The organism is Marinifilum breve (assembly GCF_003202155.1).
In the GTDB taxonomy this organism is placed as follows: domain Bacteria; phylum Bacteroidota; class Bacteroidia; order Bacteroidales; family Marinifilaceae; genus Marinifilum; species Marinifilum breve.
In genome coordinates this window covers 333,465-349,881 of the sequence record NZ_QFLI01000005.1, presented here as the reverse complement: position 1 = coordinate 349,881, position 16,417 = coordinate 333,465, and the positions used below count along the sequence as shown (strand labels likewise).

Sequence of the window (16,417 nt, the reverse complement as noted above, 5' to 3'; positions counted from 1 at the left end):
GGAAGATTAAGGTCGTGGTTACTTATTGTATTGATTTTAAACTTATGAATGCATTAATATTCAATGCTATTTTAAATATTTCATTTTGAATTATGTTTTGATGAATTGTGGATTATTGTTATATTCATAGAATCATTCTATATATAAGATAATCAAACTATGCTTGTTAAGACTTATGGAAGTGCCGTATACGGCATTCATGCCACCACAATTACCATTGAGGTAAATGTTTTTCCTGGTGTGCGCTTCTCTCTTGTAGGATTACCCGATAATGCTGTGAAGGAAAGTCAGCAACGAATCGATTCTGCTTTGCGCGAAGTAGGCTATAAAATTCCTGGAAAAAAAATAATCATTAATATGGCTCCGGCCGATATTCGAAAGGAAGGATCGGCTTACGACTTACCTCTTGCCATTGGAATTTTAACTGCAACCGAACAAATATCTTGCGATAAGTTGGAGAAGTTTGTGATTATGGGTGAACTATCGCTCGATGGCAGTTTGGTGCCCATAAAAGGGGTTTTGCCTATGGCCATTCAGGCCAGGGAAGAAGGATTCGAAGGTTTGATTCTTCCGAAAGAAAATGCTCGCGAAGCTGCCGTTGTAAACAAGTTGAAAATATACGGAGCCGATAATATAAGCGAGGTAATTGGCTTTTTGAAAGGGGATGCAGAAATAAAACCTACTGAGGTTGATACAAGAGCAGAGTTTTATGCCCATCTGAATAAGTTTCCTCACGATTTTGCCGATGTAAAAGGGCAGGAGAATGTGAAAAGAGCATTGGAGATTGCTGCAGCCGGTGGTCACAACATTATCATGATTGGCCCACCAGGTGCAGGAAAAACGATGTTGGCAAAACGAATTCCAGGCATTCTGCCACCGCTTAGTTTGCAGGAGGCATTGGAAACAACCAAAATACATTCCGTAGCAGGAACTTTAGAGAAGGACAGTTCGTTAATTACTCAGCGTCCGTTTCGTTCTCCGCACCATACCATATCGGATGTTGCATTAGTTGGCGGAGGAACCTATCCGCAGCCCGGAGAAATTTCTCTTTCGCACAATGGCGTGTTGTTTTTAGATGAGTTGCCCGAGTTCAAACGCACCGTTTTGGAAGTAATGCGTCAACCTTTGGAGGACCGAACCATTACCATATCGCGAGCCAAGTTCACGGTAGATTACCCGGCAAGTACCATGTTGATATCTTCCATGAACCCATGCCCTTGTGGATATTACAATCATCCCGAGAAAGATTGTTTGTGTGCTCCGGGAATGGTACAAAAATACCTGAGTAAAATTAGTGGTCCACTCTTGGACCGAATAGACATTCATATCGAAGTGGTTCCCGTTACTTTCGATAAGATATCGGATACCCAATTGTCTGAAAAAAGTGAAGTGATAAGAGCAAGGGTAGAACATGCCCGACAAATTCAGGAAGATCGATTTAAAGATGAGGAGGGTATGCATTGCAATGCGCAAATGAGTTCCAAACTATTGCGTAAATATTGTCAGCCCGATGAAGCTGGTAATGCTTTGTTGAAAACGGCCATGGAGAAAGTGGGATTATCGGCTCGTGCCTACGACAGAATCTTGAAAGTTTCGAGAACCATTGCCGACCTGGCTGGTTCGGAAAACATAGAAAGCGATCATTTGGCCGAAGCCATTCAGTACAGAAGCTTGGACCGAGATGGATGGGGAGGATAAGCTAATTAATAATGATGAATTATAAATGATGAATGCTGGGCTGAGATTCTCACTTGAAGTGAGGCTCTCAGTTTTGCATCAGGCAATTCGTCAAACATCTCCAATTGTTTAGCGAGTAATTAAGTTGGAAAAAATCTATTGAGAATCCCACCCAAAGTGGGAGTCTCAAAAACAATATTTATTCTGAGGGTCTCACTCCAAGTAAGGCTCTCAGTTTAGTATTTGCCAATTCACCAAGCACCCTAATGCTAAGCAAGTAAGCAACGAATTAGAATTCTCCTCTTTAAGGGAGATGGCGACAGCCAGAGGGGTGTTTTATTTATCCAGTTATTTTCATCCACTTAACCCCATAATTTTTTCACAAAACATGATATTTATCATTAGTTTGGTATTATTGTTTTGTTTAATTTTAATATACCGATCATGAAAAGAGGCAGTTGAGGAGTGGTAGGTGAAGAAAAAGTGATGTTGAAATGATGGAAGTGATTAAAGAAGGCGTGTAGAGATCGGGCATCTGTATCTGCAAGAACAATTCATAAGGATAAGTTATTAATTAATCATTTAAACGATCTAGTTATGGCAACATTATTGAAAAATAGCATGTCATCGGAAACTCAAATCACTTATTCCGAAAGACATGTTCGTTTGTGTCAGCAAACCAATGGAGCTGAAAGTTTGGTAAGCAACATTCAGCCCAAAATCGAGAATCTTGAAATTCAAATCAAAAATCGAGTACAGAAAGTAAAGGCGCGTTATGCGGCCTACGATGCAATTGTTCTAAAAGATAGTCTTTTAGATGATTGTATTAAAAACTTGGTGGGTAGTGTAAAGCAGTTCGATAGAAGTAATCCTGGTCGCTCGGTATTCAATCAACTTTTTCCTGATGGAAAACCATCAAACATTACCAACGCTTCCTATTCCAAAGAGGTTGAAATTGCCGAACAATTGCTGTTTCGTTTACAATCTTTGGGCGAAGGGCATGTTCTACTATCGCATGTTGAATTGTTGAAGAATGCCATTGCTGCATCGCGAGAAGCTATTGCATTTCACAATGAGAAAAAAACCGAAGAAAAAGTGGCTGTTGCCAATGAGGAACTGGCTCAGTATGAATTGCAAAAGCAATACGAATTCAACACTTTAGATGCAACCAAATTGTTTGGGAAGAATTATGCCAACCGCCTGTTTCCGAAATTGACAAACGGAAAGAAAAAGGAGGCAGAGGAAGTTGTAGAAGAAATAGAAAGTCCTGTCAATGAGGAATAGTTTTTTTATGCCTAAAAATGAGTTGTTTCTATATGTTAATGCACTTCAGACCGTCTGAAGTGCATTTTCTTTTATGGCAGTGTGCTTCAGACGTTCTGAACAAGGCTGCCACAAATGGTAGAGCAGTTCAGACGCTCTGAACTGTATTGCCACAACGAGACAGAGTACCTCAGACGGTCTGAAGTGTATTTCCACAAATGGCAGAGTAGTTCAGACGCTCTGAACAAGACAGCCACAAATTGCAGAGCACTTCAGATGCTCTGAACTGCATTGCCACGAAAGTTGAAGCACTTCAAATGGTCTGAACTGCTCTACCTCTAATTGTAAGCGGCTTCCAACAAAAAACGCTGAATTTCATGAATAAGTAGAAAAAAATGATGTATTTTCGGGAAATTTTTAGTCCCAATTATCACGCACTTATAAATGGGCTAAGATTTGCAAAATTGTCGGCGATAGAAAACAAGAAAAACGAGATGAAGAATTTATCCATAATTACACCAGTAAAAGATTCCTTACATACTACCAAGGATACCATTAAAGCTGTTGCAAAATCAACAGTTTCATTTCCTTACAAAATTTATAACGATTTTAGTACAAAGGAAACTACAAAGTATCTTGACAAGCACCAAGAAAGCTTGAACTATACTTTGGTAAACCTGGAGGATATTACCAATACGCCATCCCCAAATTATAAATTGGTTCTTCAGATAGCACAGCAAGAGGCCATAAAAAATGAGTCGGGGCTATTGATTATTGAATCGGATGTGATGGTAAAACCAGATACGATTGAACAATTGTTTAAGCACAGCAAGGAGCTTGATTCTTGTGGAATGGTAGCTTCTGTAACGGTTGACCGCGATGAGAAATACAATTTCCCGTATAACTTTGTAAAAGAATCGGATCCGGAGATTATGGAAACCAGCAAAAGATTGAGTTTTTGCTGTACATTAATTACTTTGGATTATTTGAAAGCATTCGATTTTAGAGAGCTATCGGATGAAAAGGATTGGTTTGATGTTTACATTTCGAAAATGTCGCGAAAGCTAGGCTTTAAAAATTACATTCTTCGCAAGCATACGGTTTTGCATTTACCTCACAGTAGCCGACCATGGAAACAATTGAAGTATGATAATCCGTTGAAGTATTATTTCTTGAAGTTTATTAAAGGAAGAGATAAGATTTAAAAATATTATAAGAGCTGTTTCAAATGAATGAAACAGCTTTTTTTTTGCTCTGTTAGTTTGGAAAGAGTAATTCTTTAGATTTATTATTATCTAACTTAGCTTTGTTCTATTGACCAAAGTGGGCATTGGAAGATCAAGCTGATTAGACGCAGAAAAATTTTTAGAAAGACGGGGAAGCTGAGAACTTGTTCGAAGATCACCCCGCCGCACTTAAATTTTTCAAGTAGAAGAAGTTTGAGCTTACACGCCCTAGATTTTTTGCTTACTTTTTGATCAATGCAAAAAGTAAGAGCCATGCGGCTTGAGCAAAACGAAGTTAAACCAAAGAAGCATGGAAAAATTTTTCAAATAATAATCGGTATAAATTATTTACGCTTTTTAAAAATCCTTTTAAATCGTCCTCGGCGCGCTCTGTACTCCTGGTATTTTTTATCCATATCAACCAATTTCTCTGCGCATTCTTCAGGATCAATTCCCATTAGCTCACCATACCTTCTTCCTATAATCTTATAGTTCTCTGCTGTGGTATGAAGTTGCTTTAAATTCTCCATTCCTTTTTCCAGATCAATAGGGAAGAACTTCATTCGGTTCAGATCAATTACACTGTAAGAGTATCCATCTTTCTCTTTGCGAATCAGGATATTCCCCGGAGAATAATCCAAGTGAAAAACGCCATTCTTGTGCAATTTGTTTACCGTGTAATCAACAAAACCGTTTAAAATTTCCGTTTTGTTCTCTACTTTATCTTCGAGCACATCGCGCAAGTTACAATCGTGTTTGTGCTGAATGCTCACAAAATAACTCTCTTTTAGTACGCCACCATTATGGCACTCAACCCATGCTACTGGAGCAGGAGTTTCAATTCCTTTGCTCAATAAAAATTCAGCATATTCATACGATCGCTTGGCTTTTGAACCACGAAGGTAGCGATATGCAATTTTATTGAACAGATTGGGAACTTTATAGCTCTTTACATTTAAAAGATACCCATCTACATCGAAAATCTTTACTTCGTTTCGAACCTTATAAATTGATTTCCCTTCTTTTGGAAAGCGAATTGGCAGCTCTTCAATAAAGGATTTTAAAGCTAAATACTTGCTGTTTATTTGATATGGCATAATATTCTTAAAGTATGGCGTAAAACTAATAAGAATTTGCTGAATTATTTAGGATGTTAAGCCGGATTTATTCTATCAAACTGTTTGAGAGAGCTATGGCAACCGCTTGCTCCCGAAGTTTACCAAAATAAAGAAAATGTTGATGATGAAGTTACAGAGCGGCCTAAGTAGCCATCGGAGAGAAATAGGTATCAAAGAGTTATTTACAAGTATTAATGCACCTCAGAGCCTCTGAGGTGCATTGCTGTTAATGAGAATACACTAGGTTAATATGGAGTCTTTTAAGCGGGAGCTCATAATTTGAAATGGGCAATGATTCATGCTCCTGATATTAGTTTAACAACTAATGAAATAAGTATGTAAACAAAAAACATAAGTAGTCCAAATTGCAATGGCATTCTTATTTTTCCCCAAACCTGTAGTTTTAATGAACGGTGTTTTGGTGGACATACATCTTGATCCAGACAATTGAAACAATTTAAACATTCGTCTCCCATTATACTTTCTTTTTTCGATATGCGAATTTGCATTGGGCAGACCCTATCGCATTTTTTACAATTGATGCATGTTGATGAATCTCGAATAATACTGCTGCTCGGAAAAATGAGATTTAGCAAATTATAAGCCCCCTTTTGAAAACAAAGGTATTTGCAGAAAAAGCGAGGTAAGAATAGGGGGATAAATAGCACAGCTATGTGCTTAAATTTGATATACATTGATGTAAACCAATTGCTTTGGTACATGACCATGTGATCGCCAAAATAATCGATACCCTTAATGGCGAATAAGCTTAGAAAATAAACCAGAAGTAAATATTTACAGTATTTTAAGATGTTGTGAATCTTAGGTTGGATTTGAAACTGTAGAGATGGAAAGAGTTTGGCTCCTAATCTTGTCATAAAATAGGATGCATTTCCAAAAGGACAGGCCCAACCGCAGAACCAAGGACCGAGTAATAGAATGGATCCCAATACAATGTATTCCGATTCATATTCGAATCCTTCGTATCCTAAAATATGTGGGATAAGTACAAGAGCATAGAAGGAAAGTGCTGCAATAGCACGAACCAAATCTCTTTTAAATGTAAAGTTTGTGTTTTTTTTGATTCGTTTCATGTGTTTGATTGAGTTTATGCTTGAGATTAAAATTTATAGACGATATTTAAACCATAGGTTTTATTCCCAACCATGGGGGTAATTTGTAAGTTTTTGTTTTTCTCCCATCTATCGAAAAGGCGATAGCTTAAATCAACTGATAGGTAGCCAATACCAGCTCCCAGAACCACATCGCTTGCCCAATGCCTGTTTTTTAATATTCTGCATACTCCGGTGGTTGTAGCCATTCCATATCCGAGCCAACGGAGCCATGGATACTGTTTTCCATATTCTCGATCGAGAAAAGCTGCAGCACAAAATGCCTGTGCTGTATGACCTGAAGGAAAAGAGTTCTTTGCTGATCCATCAGGTCGCACGTGTTTGGTTTGTGACTTAATGGTGAAAACAGTGGCATTGCAGATGGCCTCGGCAAAAGCCAGTCGTTTTATTTGATGAGTAAATTTATGCTCACCTCTAATGCCGAATGCATTTAAACCCAGACCTATTGCAATAGGAGTGTATTGAAAGTAATCGTCGATACTGGTTTTTACATTTGGAAATTGGCGCAGCACATCGTCTTGAAATTCTTTCTTGTCGAAGATGCCCGAATATTCAAGTAAAAGCCCAGTTGCAATTACTCCTCCAGCAATATGAAGGGCTAACTTGTTATTGTTCTCATTGTAAGAATAACTTTCTTTTGGAATCGGAGGGTTTTTAACAAATTGAGAAAATGAAAAGTGTGAGAATAGAAGAAGGATAGTGGTAAGAAGAGAAATGATTTTTTTTGTTTGAGTCATTGTTACATAAAATTTAATTACCATTTGATTTATTGTAGGATGGTTTTGGTATGAATATTAGAACCTGTAAACGAGATTGATTCCGTACATATCTTTTCCTGCTATAGGTGCAATCATTAGCTTTTTGTTACCCAGTTTGTCAAATAGCCAATAGGTAAGGTCAACGGAAAGTACTCCAATACCTGCACCAACCAAAACATCAGAAACCCAATGTGAGTTGTTAAGAATTCTACAGGCCCCCGTAGTTGCTGCCATTCCATAACCTAACCAACGAACCCAATTGTGTTCTTTTCCAAATTCCTTGTCTAGAAATCGGGCCGACAAAAAGGCTTGAGCTGTATGTGCAGAAGGAAATGAGGTATAGCTATGGCCGTTAGGACGTAGGTGTTTGAATTTCTTCTTCATTTGATTAACCGTGGCATCCATTATTATTTGGGCACTAATCAATCGAGCCAATTGACCAATAATTCTATGTTCAGCCTTATTTTTACTGATGTTCATTCCTACGGCTAAAGCTAATGGGGCATATCGCAGGTAATCGTCGGATCGGGTAGAGAATCCAGGGAAATTTTCTCTTACTTTATTTTGGAAACTGTATTTGTTTTGCCACCAATGTTTATCGGAATTTGAATACTCGAGAGCCACTCCTAAACCAACAATACCAACCGCAATTGGTAGAGCTTTGTTCTTCAATAGGAAAGTTGGCTTGTGGTATGGAATTTCACTATTAATTGTATCTGTTTTTTGAGCCACACAATACAATGAAATGAAACTAAAAATTAGGATTAAACATTTCTTCTTCATTTGACTTACTTTTTGGGTGACAAAGCAAGTCTATACCTGAAAGGGAAGCGCTTTAAGTGCGCAAATCGAACATTTTATGAAGGGTTTGATGGTTCAGAGTGCGCATTTTGAACCCCCCATGAATAAGGTATTTGTTTGATTAATAGAGGTGGTTTTTAAAAAAGGAAGAGATTTGTTTAAAAAGGAGATAATGTGGAATAGTACTGATTCAATTACAAAATTTTATTCATTTTCCTTTAAACTTTGTCGATATTGTGAGGGAGTCATACCTGTATGTTTTTTGAAAATGGTATTGAAAGATGTTTTGGAATTAAATCCGGATTCCAATGCCAAAGCAAGAAGTGTATAGTTTTTAAAGGCAGGATTTTTAGCTTTTATTTTGAACTCCTCAACTCGAAAAAGGTTAATGTAATCGTTAAAGTTACATTGCATTTTTTCGTTAATAACCTGTGTAAGGTATTGTCTTGATATTTTGAGAGTGTCAGCTAATTCCTGAATGTTTAAATCGCCTTTTAGATATGGTTTTTCACTTTGCATTAGATCTTCCAATTTTTTTTGGATATCATCTAGTTTATTTTCGCTTAAATTTGATTTGGCATATTTTGCTATTGGCTCAGGTTTAGGTATAAGTTTCTTTACATCTTGAAACATTTGAGGCTGACTAAAGGCTTTATAGCTAATGAAGTATATCATTCCTAGGAAAAGGAAATCAATTACATCAAAAAAATCAAGACTTGTAAAAAAGTGAAAATGATCATTGAAATCATCAAGTATTTCCAGAAGAAGTGTAAATGAGATTAGAAGTAATAGTATTTTCAATAAAGATAAATACTGAGTTGTGATACTTTTTTCTCTTTTCGCAACAAGCAGATTTCGATAACTAAGAGGTAAGTATAGTAGCCACAAAAAAATATTCATCACAGATATAATGATCCCATAGGTAGAATTAATGAACATGTCGAAGCTTTTTATATTTACACTTAAAAAACACCAAAAGCTAAATGCAATACCTAAAATTAAGGGTGTTATTAGGTGTTTGCTAATATTCACTTTATTGTTTCTAACAAATGTTGAGATATAGCAATACAAAAGAATTGGAGTTAAAAACTTACTACTAACAAATAGAAAAATCCAATATCCATTGCTAAACTCCCAATATGTTTTTTCCAGTAACTCTACCGAAGAAAAAATTACAACCAAAAGTACAAAAGCACCTAAAAAGCGATTTTGAGTATGGTTAAATTTTCTCGTTAGAAGCAATAAAGAAAGTATGCTTCCCTGAATTAAAAGTAAAGTTAATAATGTATTCATACTGTATTTTGAGTATCTGCAAAAATAGAACAACGAATATAGTAAACAAGTTGAATGATTGTAGTACTTATACAGGATAGTCCTTATTAATGTTTGAAAATTGATTAATTATTGTCTTTGAATGTCGAATATCACCCAATTTTAATAATTAAGGCAAAAGAAAAAGGCATCAGGCTAGATTTTTATATTGTTTTACTACATTTGTTTATACCAAATGAATTAAGTTCGTTGTGCCAAAACGATACTTGTAAAGAAACACTTACTATGGGAAACAAATTAAACGATCCGATTGCAAGACTAATGGGCTTGCGATACAAATCACATCCATGGCATGGATTGGATATCGGAGATAATGCGCCAGAATCGGTAATGGCATTTATCGAGATGGTTCCAACTGATACAGTTAAATATGAGGTAGATAAGGTGAGCGGATATCTTAAAATTGATCGTCCGCAAAAATATTCGAATGTAGTTCCTGCCTTATACGGATTTTTGCCTCAAACCTATTGTGGCGATTCTGTTGGAGAATATTGTAGCGAACAGTCGGGCAAGCCTGGTATTAAAGGTGATGCTGACCCGTTGGATATTTGTATTCTTACAGAAAAATCGATTTCTCACGGAGATATTATTGCAGAGGTTCGTCCGATTGGAGGATTTAGAATGATTGATGGCAATGAAGCCGATGATAAAATTATTGCGGTTTTGATTAACGATGCTACCTACGGTGAGTTTACCGATATCAAGTGCATGCCTGATGTAATTGTTGATCGTTTGAAACATTATTTCTTAACCTATAAAGATATGCCAGGTTTAGATCGTCAGGCTGAGATTACACATACCTATGGTGTTGAAGAAGCGCACGAGGTAATCAGCCGATCGATGAACGATTACAAAACCAGATTCGAGAATTTGGAAGATATTTTGAAACACGTTTAAGCAGTGATCAGTTAGCAGTAAACAGTTAACAATGATCAGTTCATGATATTGAAAGCGATGGCCTTTGGGTTGTCGCTTTTTTATGACAGTCAAACAGTAAAAAAGGTCGGTTATTTACTAGAAATTGTAAACGAGCCTCACTCCATACGTTTGATTCCCGATGATAGGAGTTACCTGTAGGTTTTTATTCATCTCCCAGCGATCGAAAAGGCGATAGCTTAAATCTACCGATAGGTAGCCAATGCCAGCTCCCAAGACTACATCGCTTGCCCAATGTCTGTTGTTCAGAATTCGACAAATACCTGTTGTAGTTGCCATCCCATATCCGAGCCAACGTAGCCAGGGATATTGTTTTCCATACTCACGATCGAGAAATGCTGCAGCACAAAATGCCTGTGCTGTATGACCTGAAGGAAATGAATTCGTGGCAGATCCATCGGGACGTTCATGTTTGGTCTGAGTTTTAATGGTAAAAACAGTAGCGTTGCAAATGGCTTCAGCAAACGCTAGTCGTTTTAACTGATGGGTAAACTTGTGTTCCCCCTTTTTACCAAAGGCATTTAAGCCCAAACCAATGGCTATGGGTGTAAACTGAAGGTAATCGTCGACATGGGTTTTCGCATTGGGAAATGATCGCAGCACATTAGTCTGAAACTTCTTTTTATCGAACCACCCCGAATATTCGAGAAGTAAACCCGTAGTAATCGCTCCGGCAGCTATGCCTAATGGTAAGTTTAAATTTGGTTTCTTCTCTTGTAGAATTAATTGATCTGCATAAGTAGGATTTTGAAATTGTGCATAGCTTACATTACAAATAAGAAGCAGTGGGATCAGTAAAAATGCATTTACTTTTCTTACAATGTAAATCATGATAATGAAATCTGTTAATTATTACTTCTGAAATTGGAAGCAAAAATGAGTAGGAGATCTAACAGAATTCTAAACTGGGAGGAGGGTGATTGTGAAAGAAGGTTAAAAAGGATTAAAACAGTAATCAATGAACTTATGCGCTACATAATTTTAAGGACAACTCACTATAAATATTACAGAGCTACAATTCTAAAGTTGATTTATGCGATTGTTAAGCAGTAGTTAAATGTCTGTATAATTTAATCTAAATAAGGATTTAGATCTTGAAAAACTTGCACAATTCACAGATTTGTACGAGATTAAAATATTGATTTAAACCTTAAAATGAATTGATTAAATGAATATTATACTTGAAACCGACCGACTATACCTACGAGAGATACTACCAAGCGATGATGAAAGAATGTTTGAAATGGACTCAGATCCTGAAGTATATAAGTTTTTAGGACGCAAACCCATTCGTGATATTGATCAGAGTAGAAAGATGATTAAAAATATCATTCACCAATACAAAGAAAATGGCATTGGACGTTGGGCAATTATCGATAAGGAAACCCATAGTTTTATGGGCTGGACAGGTTTTAAGCTCGAAAAAGAAGAACTAAACGGATACAGCAATTATTACGATTTACGATTTCGTTTGCTGCGTAAATATTGGGGCAAAGGCTATATCACCGAAGCCAGCAAAGCTGCAATTGAATATGCTTTCGAAAAACTGGATATCACAGAAATCTGTAGTATGACCTTGGTCAGCAATGAAAAATCTCAAAAGGTACTTGATAAATTAGGATTGGAATTAATTGAGAAGTTTACTTATCAAGGAGATGAGATTACTTGGTACAAAAGAACAAGATAATGTGTAATTAATAATGAGTAATGAATAATACTTGTTTCAATTCTCGGAGCTTTTAATGATTTTGTAGAGAATCTTTAAGAGCTCCTTGTTTTCTTCATACAATGAATTGAATAATTTTTCTTCAATTATTTCAGTATCCTTTAATAATCGAAGCCAGTAATCTGTTTCACGAGATTCTTTATAAGCGATAGACATTTTCGCACGAAACTCTTTTTTGGAAATACCACCAACAGCTTCTTCTACATTTGCTCCAATAGATGTTCCACTACGCAGTATTTGCTTAGAAAGAACAAACTCTTTTTTCTCTTGCGTTAAAAACTGATTTAATTTGACAATTCTAACTGCAAATGCATATGATTTTTCAAGAATGATATTATTCTTCATAGATCAATGGATTAATGCAATTAAAATTAATTAAATATTATTATTCATTACTCATTGTTAATTACTAATTGAGTTTCTCTATTCATAGCGAAGCGATTCCACCGGATTCTTTTTAGCAGTTCTCCACGATTGCCATGTAACAGTTAGAACTGCTATACCAATGGCAATGATTCCAGAAAGTGCAAAAACCCACCAGTTTAATTCGGTTTTGTAGGCAAAGTTTTGAAGCCAAATGTTCATCACATACCAGGCAACCGGACAAGCCAAAATAAAGGCAATGATTACCCATTTTAGGAATTTGAGATTAAGCATTTGGATGATTTCATAGGTTTTGGCTCCATTGGCTTTTCTAATTCCAATTTCTTTGGTTTTTTGTCGCACTACAAAGCCAACAATGCCCAGCATACCAAGAATACTAATGATAATGCTTAGAATGGTGAATGCCTTGGTAGTGTTCTTTAAATGATTCTCATTGCGGTATTCAGCTTCCAAAAGATCATCGAAAAATTGAAAAGAAAATTCTCTGCCTTCTCTATGTTTTTTGTAAGTATCTCGAATAAAGGCAATACTTTCCTTGCGTTTGTGATTGGAAATCCTGATGTTCATGGTCATGATATTTTCAGGAGAATTCATTAACACCAAAGGCTCAATTCTGTGGTGTAACGATTTAAAATGAAAATCTTTTACCACTCCAACAATCTCATTGTTTCCAATTCTTTGACCAATAGGATCCTCGAAACCAAATAGTTTTTCGGCACTTTCGTTTATCACCACAGGGAATGAAAAAGTGTGATCATCAGATTTCTTTTTCATTTCTTCCCAATAGGTAGAGTAGTTCATATTTAGAAACTTACCTTTTGTAAGTTTCAGATCGTAATTTCTTGCAAATTCATCGTCAACATGAAGAATCACTGCATGAATGCTATCCTTAACTCCATTGTTATCGACAACAAAATTAGAACGAAAACCTCCGTACATTGGAGCATAAGTACTTGCCGAAGCAGAAAGTATATTCGGGTTTTGTAGAAGTTCATTTTTGAAAGAATTGCTATCATACCATAAGCCTGTAGGAACAACAAGCATGTTGCTATGGTTGATTCCCAAATCTTTTGTGGTAATGAAATGAAATTGCTTCATGAAGACTCCTGAAACTGAAATGGAAAAAATGGCAATCGCAAACTGGATGACAATGAGTAAATTCATCAGTCCAATATTTCCACCACTGTAATTTTTGGCTTTTAAAATCTGAACAGGATTCAATTTCGATAGGTAAATGGAAGGATACAAACCAGCTGCTATTGCTGTAAATACAATTAGCAGAAACAAGTATGTAATCAGTTGCATTGATAGATTGATTTGTAACTGCTGTCCTGTAAGTTCATTGAATTTTGGCAGCAAAACAAATGCCAATGCAATGGCAAAAAATGCAGCCACAAAAGTCTGCAGAAAAGAATTCATCATGAACTGTAGCAATAAGCTGTGGCGTTTTGCACCATTTACTTTTTGAATCCCAATTTCTTTGGCTTGTTCAGAATAGTTTACCGTTGAAAGAATGGTAAAGTTTAAAATCACCATAATAAGGATTAGCAAAGCCAAGCCCGAAAAAATTACAACATACTTGTAATTGCTGATCTTATTATCAAGCATATTGGTGGTGTAATCAGAGTGGAGGTGAACTTCAGATATAGGCTGAAACATCAGCTTGTCCGTTCTATTTGAGTATCGGCTAATATGATTGCTTATTCGGCTCAAAAACAGATCGTTTATTTCAGCATTTGTTGAAAGTTTGATATAGGTTCTAATCCAGTAGGAATCTCTCCATGAGTTTGTAGTGTGATGAAGGCTAAGATTGTCCTCAGACAATAAGTAACCAAAGTCAATATGAGTATTCCTTGGAATTTTTAAAACTGCACTAACCGTGTAAATGTTTTCACTGTATTTGTCACTAACTATTTTTTTGCCTAAAGCTGGTGAGTTGCCAAAAAGTTTATGTGCAACTTTTTCGGAAAGCACAATGTTTGATTTGTGTTTGAATGCATTTTCAGCATTGCCTTCCAGAAATTCAAAACCATCAAAAATATTAAAGAAATCAGTATTGGTAAAGTATTTTCTTGCTTCAATCTTTTTTCCATTCTCGAATTGTAGTGGGGAATCTTCTGATGATCCATACAGGTATGTGGCAGCCTCAATTTGTGGATAATCCTTTTTTATGGTTTCAGCGATTGGTTGGTATGAAGCTGCCGATTTAATAATATCCTCACCTTGCTTTGAGAGTGTTAAAACCCGATAAATTCTGTTGTAATCAGAATGAAATTTCTCAAAAGTGCTTTGATCGTAAACCCATAAATAAATTAGCAATGAAGCTAAAATTCCTATGGTAAAACCTGTGAAGTTAATGATGCTTAAAACAGGTTTTTTTAGAATTAATCGGAGTATGATTTTGAAGCTGTAATGCATATGTCTGAATTTGCTTTTTAATTGCCATGGAACTCGCCAATATTGTCATTCCTTTTTATGAGGATTTTTTCTCTCGGCTCGTTTCATTTGAGTGTTGTTGATGAAACTATTTAACCAGCATTAGCACTTGGTCGGTATCGGAGCAGGTTTTTGCTAACTGTATAAGCTTTTCTTTGTTGGCAGCAGGAGCTGTTGAATTTTTAAATTCATCCGAATTTACTTTTTCCTTGATATCTCTCCCCAGCAATGAAACCATTATATTATTCTTTCGATTTACCATGTAAGAGCTAGGCCAAACAGAAAATCCACCATCAATATCATTTTCTAGTAAATCCATCTCATAATTGTATGGATCATATTTAACGAAATTGAGTTTTTGATTCTTTTTGGAGTAGATGGCATATAGCATTCGAACACTATTCTTTTTTCTAGAATTTGGACAATAATTGTCATCTGCTGTTAATTCAATAAAGATAAAATCTTTACCATCTGCCCATTCCTGAGGAACAATTTTTCCTTTTAAATCGAATTTAGGATGAGAAGCATCTTGTTTACTAACTTTATGCTTGCCCAGTTTAATTACATATTCAGGTTTTATAATGTTTGGAGGTATCACTTTGAAAATGGTATCGTTATAATCTGATCTGAAATAATAATTTCCACCTTTTTCATATTGGGTTCCATAATCAAAACCTCTAATAACACGGGCTTTAAAATTGACCAGGCGTTCGAATTTGGTAAATTCGGCTAAGGTATCTCCTTTGGTATTGAAAATTTCCAACATGTTCCCCTTTCTGCTTCTCCTCGAAAAATAGGTGTTTCGGTCAGGAGTGAAAATTCCAATATACTGATATGTATTTTGGGGAGAAAATGATGACATGCCATTTGGATAGGGTGCCTTGAATGGTTTGTTCTGTCCTCTGTTTAGATCAACCAAAACTTTACCAGCACCTGAAACTGCTAATGGATTTTCAGGGTCGAACTGATACTGAGTATTGATTAAATCTTTGGAGCAATCTACCTCCATAATGTAATTTTGACCAGTATTAGTATTTCTGTAGTTATAGTACAATTGATCTCCTCTTGACCAAACATTAGGACTTCCACCTATTTTCGCATATTCGGAATAGTACACTAAAACTTGATTTTCATTCTCTTTATACTTTACACCACTTAGTTGGTTTTTTACAATTGTATTTTTGAACTCCCCATTTTTTGTAAACAGATGAATGCCATAAAGATTAGAGGCTACGATGTGCTTATCTGTCATGTAGTATTTGTAATTGATATTATTTGCAATACTTGAGTCTGGCAGATTTTGCATTTTAATATATTCAATGCTTTTTGCTACATCCGAGAGTTTGAATTCTTTGATGCTATCCATTCGGTTTTCAATATCGATAACAATTGGAGGATGAGAGGCATCCGTTTTTCTAACCGATTCGAATCGAAATCCTTTTGGTAACTTTGCCAAAGAGTCAGCCAATTCTTGCTCTTTTTTTAAACGTAGTTCTTCTTTTTGAGCTAAGATTTCTTCTTCACTTAAAATTTTTTGAGCCAAATCTTTTTCATTCAACTTCAGGCTTTTGTTTTTACAAGACGAAAGGATAAGCAAAGGAATGATAATTAAAAAAAAGTATCTCAT

At 36.0% G+C, this 16,417-nt stretch carries 14 protein-coding genes; 5 read left to right on the top strand and 9 right to left on the bottom strand.

What is annotated here, in order from left to right:
• The first annotated feature begins 159 nt into the window (after positions 1-159).
• The 3 genes from DF185_RS13410 (at position 160) to DF185_RS13400 (ending at position 4,145) form a co-directional block, all read left to right on the top strand.
• Positions 160-1,698, top strand: a complete 1,539-nt coding sequence (locus DF185_RS13410) for a YifB family Mg chelatase-like AAA ATPase (RefSeq protein ID WP_110361255.1) — start codon at positions 160-162, stop codon at positions 1,696-1,698.
• 576 nt (positions 1,699-2,274) lie between these two features.
• Positions 2,275-2,961 carry a hypothetical protein gene (locus DF185_RS13405; RefSeq protein ID WP_110361254.1) on the top strand — a complete coding sequence of 229 codons (687 nt, stop codon included), beginning with the start codon at positions 2,275-2,277 and terminating at the stop codon, positions 2,959-2,961.
• A gap of 473 nt (positions 2,962-3,434) precedes the next feature.
• Entirely contained in the window at positions 3,435-4,145 is a 711-nt protein-coding gene (locus DF185_RS13400; protein ID WP_110361253.1) for a glycosyltransferase family 2 protein, read from the top strand.
• Between the two features lie 365 nt (positions 4,146-4,510).
• Here DF185_RS13400 and DF185_RS13395 read toward each other — a convergent pair whose 3' ends face one another.
• The 5 genes from DF185_RS13395 to DF185_RS13375 form a co-directional block, all read right to left on the bottom strand.
• Positions 4,511-5,263 carry a lipopolysaccharide kinase InaA family protein gene (locus tag DF185_RS13395; RefSeq protein ID WP_110361252.1) on the bottom strand — a complete coding sequence of 251 codons (753 nt, stop codon included), beginning with the start codon at positions 5,261-5,263 and terminating at the stop codon, positions 4,511-4,513.
• 317 nt (positions 5,264-5,580) lie between these two features.
• Entirely contained in the window at positions 5,581-6,378 is a 798-nt protein-coding gene (locus tag DF185_RS13390; protein WP_110361251.1) for a 4Fe-4S binding protein, read from the bottom strand.
• 26 nt (positions 6,379-6,404) lie between these two features.
• Complete coding sequence (locus tag DF185_RS13385; RefSeq protein WP_165836031.1) at positions 6,405-7,154, bottom strand: phosphatase PAP2 family protein; 750 nt, start codon at positions 7,152-7,154, stop codon at positions 6,405-6,407.
• Between the two features lie 57 nt (positions 7,155-7,211).
• Positions 7,212-7,958, bottom strand: coding sequence for a phosphatase PAP2 family protein (locus DF185_RS13380; protein WP_110361249.1), 747 nt, complete (start codon positions 7,956-7,958; stop codon positions 7,212-7,214).
• A gap of 222 nt (positions 7,959-8,180) precedes the next feature.
• Positions 8,181-9,269, bottom strand: a complete 1,089-nt coding sequence (locus tag DF185_RS13375; RefSeq protein WP_110361248.1) for a helix-turn-helix domain-containing protein — start codon at positions 9,267-9,269, stop codon at positions 8,181-8,183.
• A gap of 264 nt (positions 9,270-9,533) precedes the next feature.
• On the opposite strand from DF185_RS13375, the gene DF185_RS13370 reads away from it, so the two are divergent.
• Entirely contained in the window at positions 9,534-10,205 is a 672-nt protein-coding gene (locus DF185_RS13370; RefSeq protein WP_110361247.1) for an inorganic pyrophosphatase, read from the top strand.
• A 117-nt stretch (positions 10,206-10,322) separates the two neighbouring features.
• Here DF185_RS13370 and DF185_RS13365 read toward each other — a convergent pair whose 3' ends face one another.
• Positions 10,323-11,075: a phosphatase PAP2 family protein gene (locus DF185_RS13365; RefSeq protein ID WP_110361246.1), complete on the bottom strand. Its 753-nt coding sequence runs from the start codon at positions 11,073-11,075 to the stop codon at positions 10,323-10,325.
• A gap of 337 nt (positions 11,076-11,412) precedes the next feature.
• Between DF185_RS13365 and DF185_RS13360 the strand changes: the two genes are divergently transcribed.
• Positions 11,413-11,931, top strand: coding sequence for a GNAT family N-acetyltransferase (locus DF185_RS13360; protein WP_110361245.1), 519 nt, complete (start codon positions 11,413-11,415; stop codon positions 11,929-11,931).
• 36 nt (positions 11,932-11,967) lie between these two features.
• Here DF185_RS13360 and DF185_RS13355 read toward each other — a convergent pair whose 3' ends face one another.
• The 3 genes from DF185_RS13355 to DF185_RS13345 form a co-directional block, all read right to left on the bottom strand.
• Positions 11,968-12,315: a four helix bundle protein gene (locus tag DF185_RS13355; RefSeq protein ID WP_110361244.1), complete on the bottom strand. Its 348-nt coding sequence runs from the start codon at positions 12,313-12,315 to the stop codon at positions 11,968-11,970.
• 78 nt (positions 12,316-12,393) lie between these two features.
• Positions 12,394-14,772, bottom strand: coding sequence for an ABC transporter permease (locus DF185_RS13350; protein WP_110361243.1), 2,379 nt, complete (start codon positions 14,770-14,772; stop codon positions 12,394-12,396).
• A 106-nt stretch (positions 14,773-14,878) separates the two neighbouring features.
• Positions 14,879-16,417 (bottom strand): DUF4933 domain-containing protein, encoded by a 1,539-nt coding sequence (locus tag DF185_RS13345; RefSeq protein WP_110361242.1) that lies wholly within the window; start codon positions 16,415-16,417, stop codon positions 14,879-14,881.

Coding starts and splice junctions, on each gene's coding strand:
- DF185_RS13410 (WP_110361255.1), top strand. CDS start 160: ATGCTTGTTAAGACTTATGGAAGTGCCGTATACGGCATTCATGCCACC.
- DF185_RS13360 (WP_110361245.1), top strand. CDS start 11,413: ATGAATATTATACTTGAAACCGACCGACTATACCTACGAGAGATACTA.
- DF185_RS13370 (WP_110361247.1), top strand. CDS start 9,534: ATGGGAAACAAATTAAACGATCCGATTGCAAGACTAATGGGCTTGCGA.
- DF185_RS13385 (WP_165836031.1), bottom strand. CDS start 7,154: ATGACTCAAACAAAAAAAATCATTTCTCTTCTTACCACTATCCTTCTT.
- DF185_RS13355 (WP_110361244.1), bottom strand. CDS start 12,315: ATGAAGAATAATATCATTCTTGAAAAATCATATGCATTTGCAGTTAGA.
- DF185_RS13375 (WP_110361248.1), bottom strand. CDS start 9,269: ATGAATACATTATTAACTTTACTTTTAATTCAGGGAAGCATACTTTCT.
- DF185_RS13345 (WP_110361242.1), bottom strand. CDS start 16,417: ATGAGATACTTTTTTTTAATTATCATTCCTTTGCTTATCCTTTCGTCT.
- DF185_RS13400 (WP_110361253.1), top strand. CDS start 3,435: ATGAAGAATTTATCCATAATTACACCAGTAAAAGATTCCTTACATACT.
- DF185_RS13395 (WP_110361252.1), bottom strand. CDS start 5,263: ATGCCATATCAAATAAACAGCAAGTATTTAGCTTTAAAATCCTTTATT.
- DF185_RS13390 (WP_110361251.1), bottom strand. CDS start 6,378: ATGAAACGAATCAAAAAAAACACAAACTTTACATTTAAAAGAGATTTG.
- DF185_RS13350 (WP_110361243.1), bottom strand. CDS start 14,772: ATGCATTACAGCTTCAAAATCATACTCCGATTAATTCTAAAAAAACCT.
- DF185_RS13405 (WP_110361254.1), top strand. CDS start 2,275: ATGGCAACATTATTGAAAAATAGCATGTCATCGGAAACTCAAATCACT.
- DF185_RS13380 (WP_110361249.1), bottom strand. CDS start 7,958: ATGAAGAAGAAATGTTTAATCCTAATTTTTAGTTTCATTTCATTGTAT.
- DF185_RS13365 (WP_110361246.1), bottom strand. CDS start 11,075: ATGATTTACATTGTAAGAAAAGTAAATGCATTTTTACTGATCCCACTG.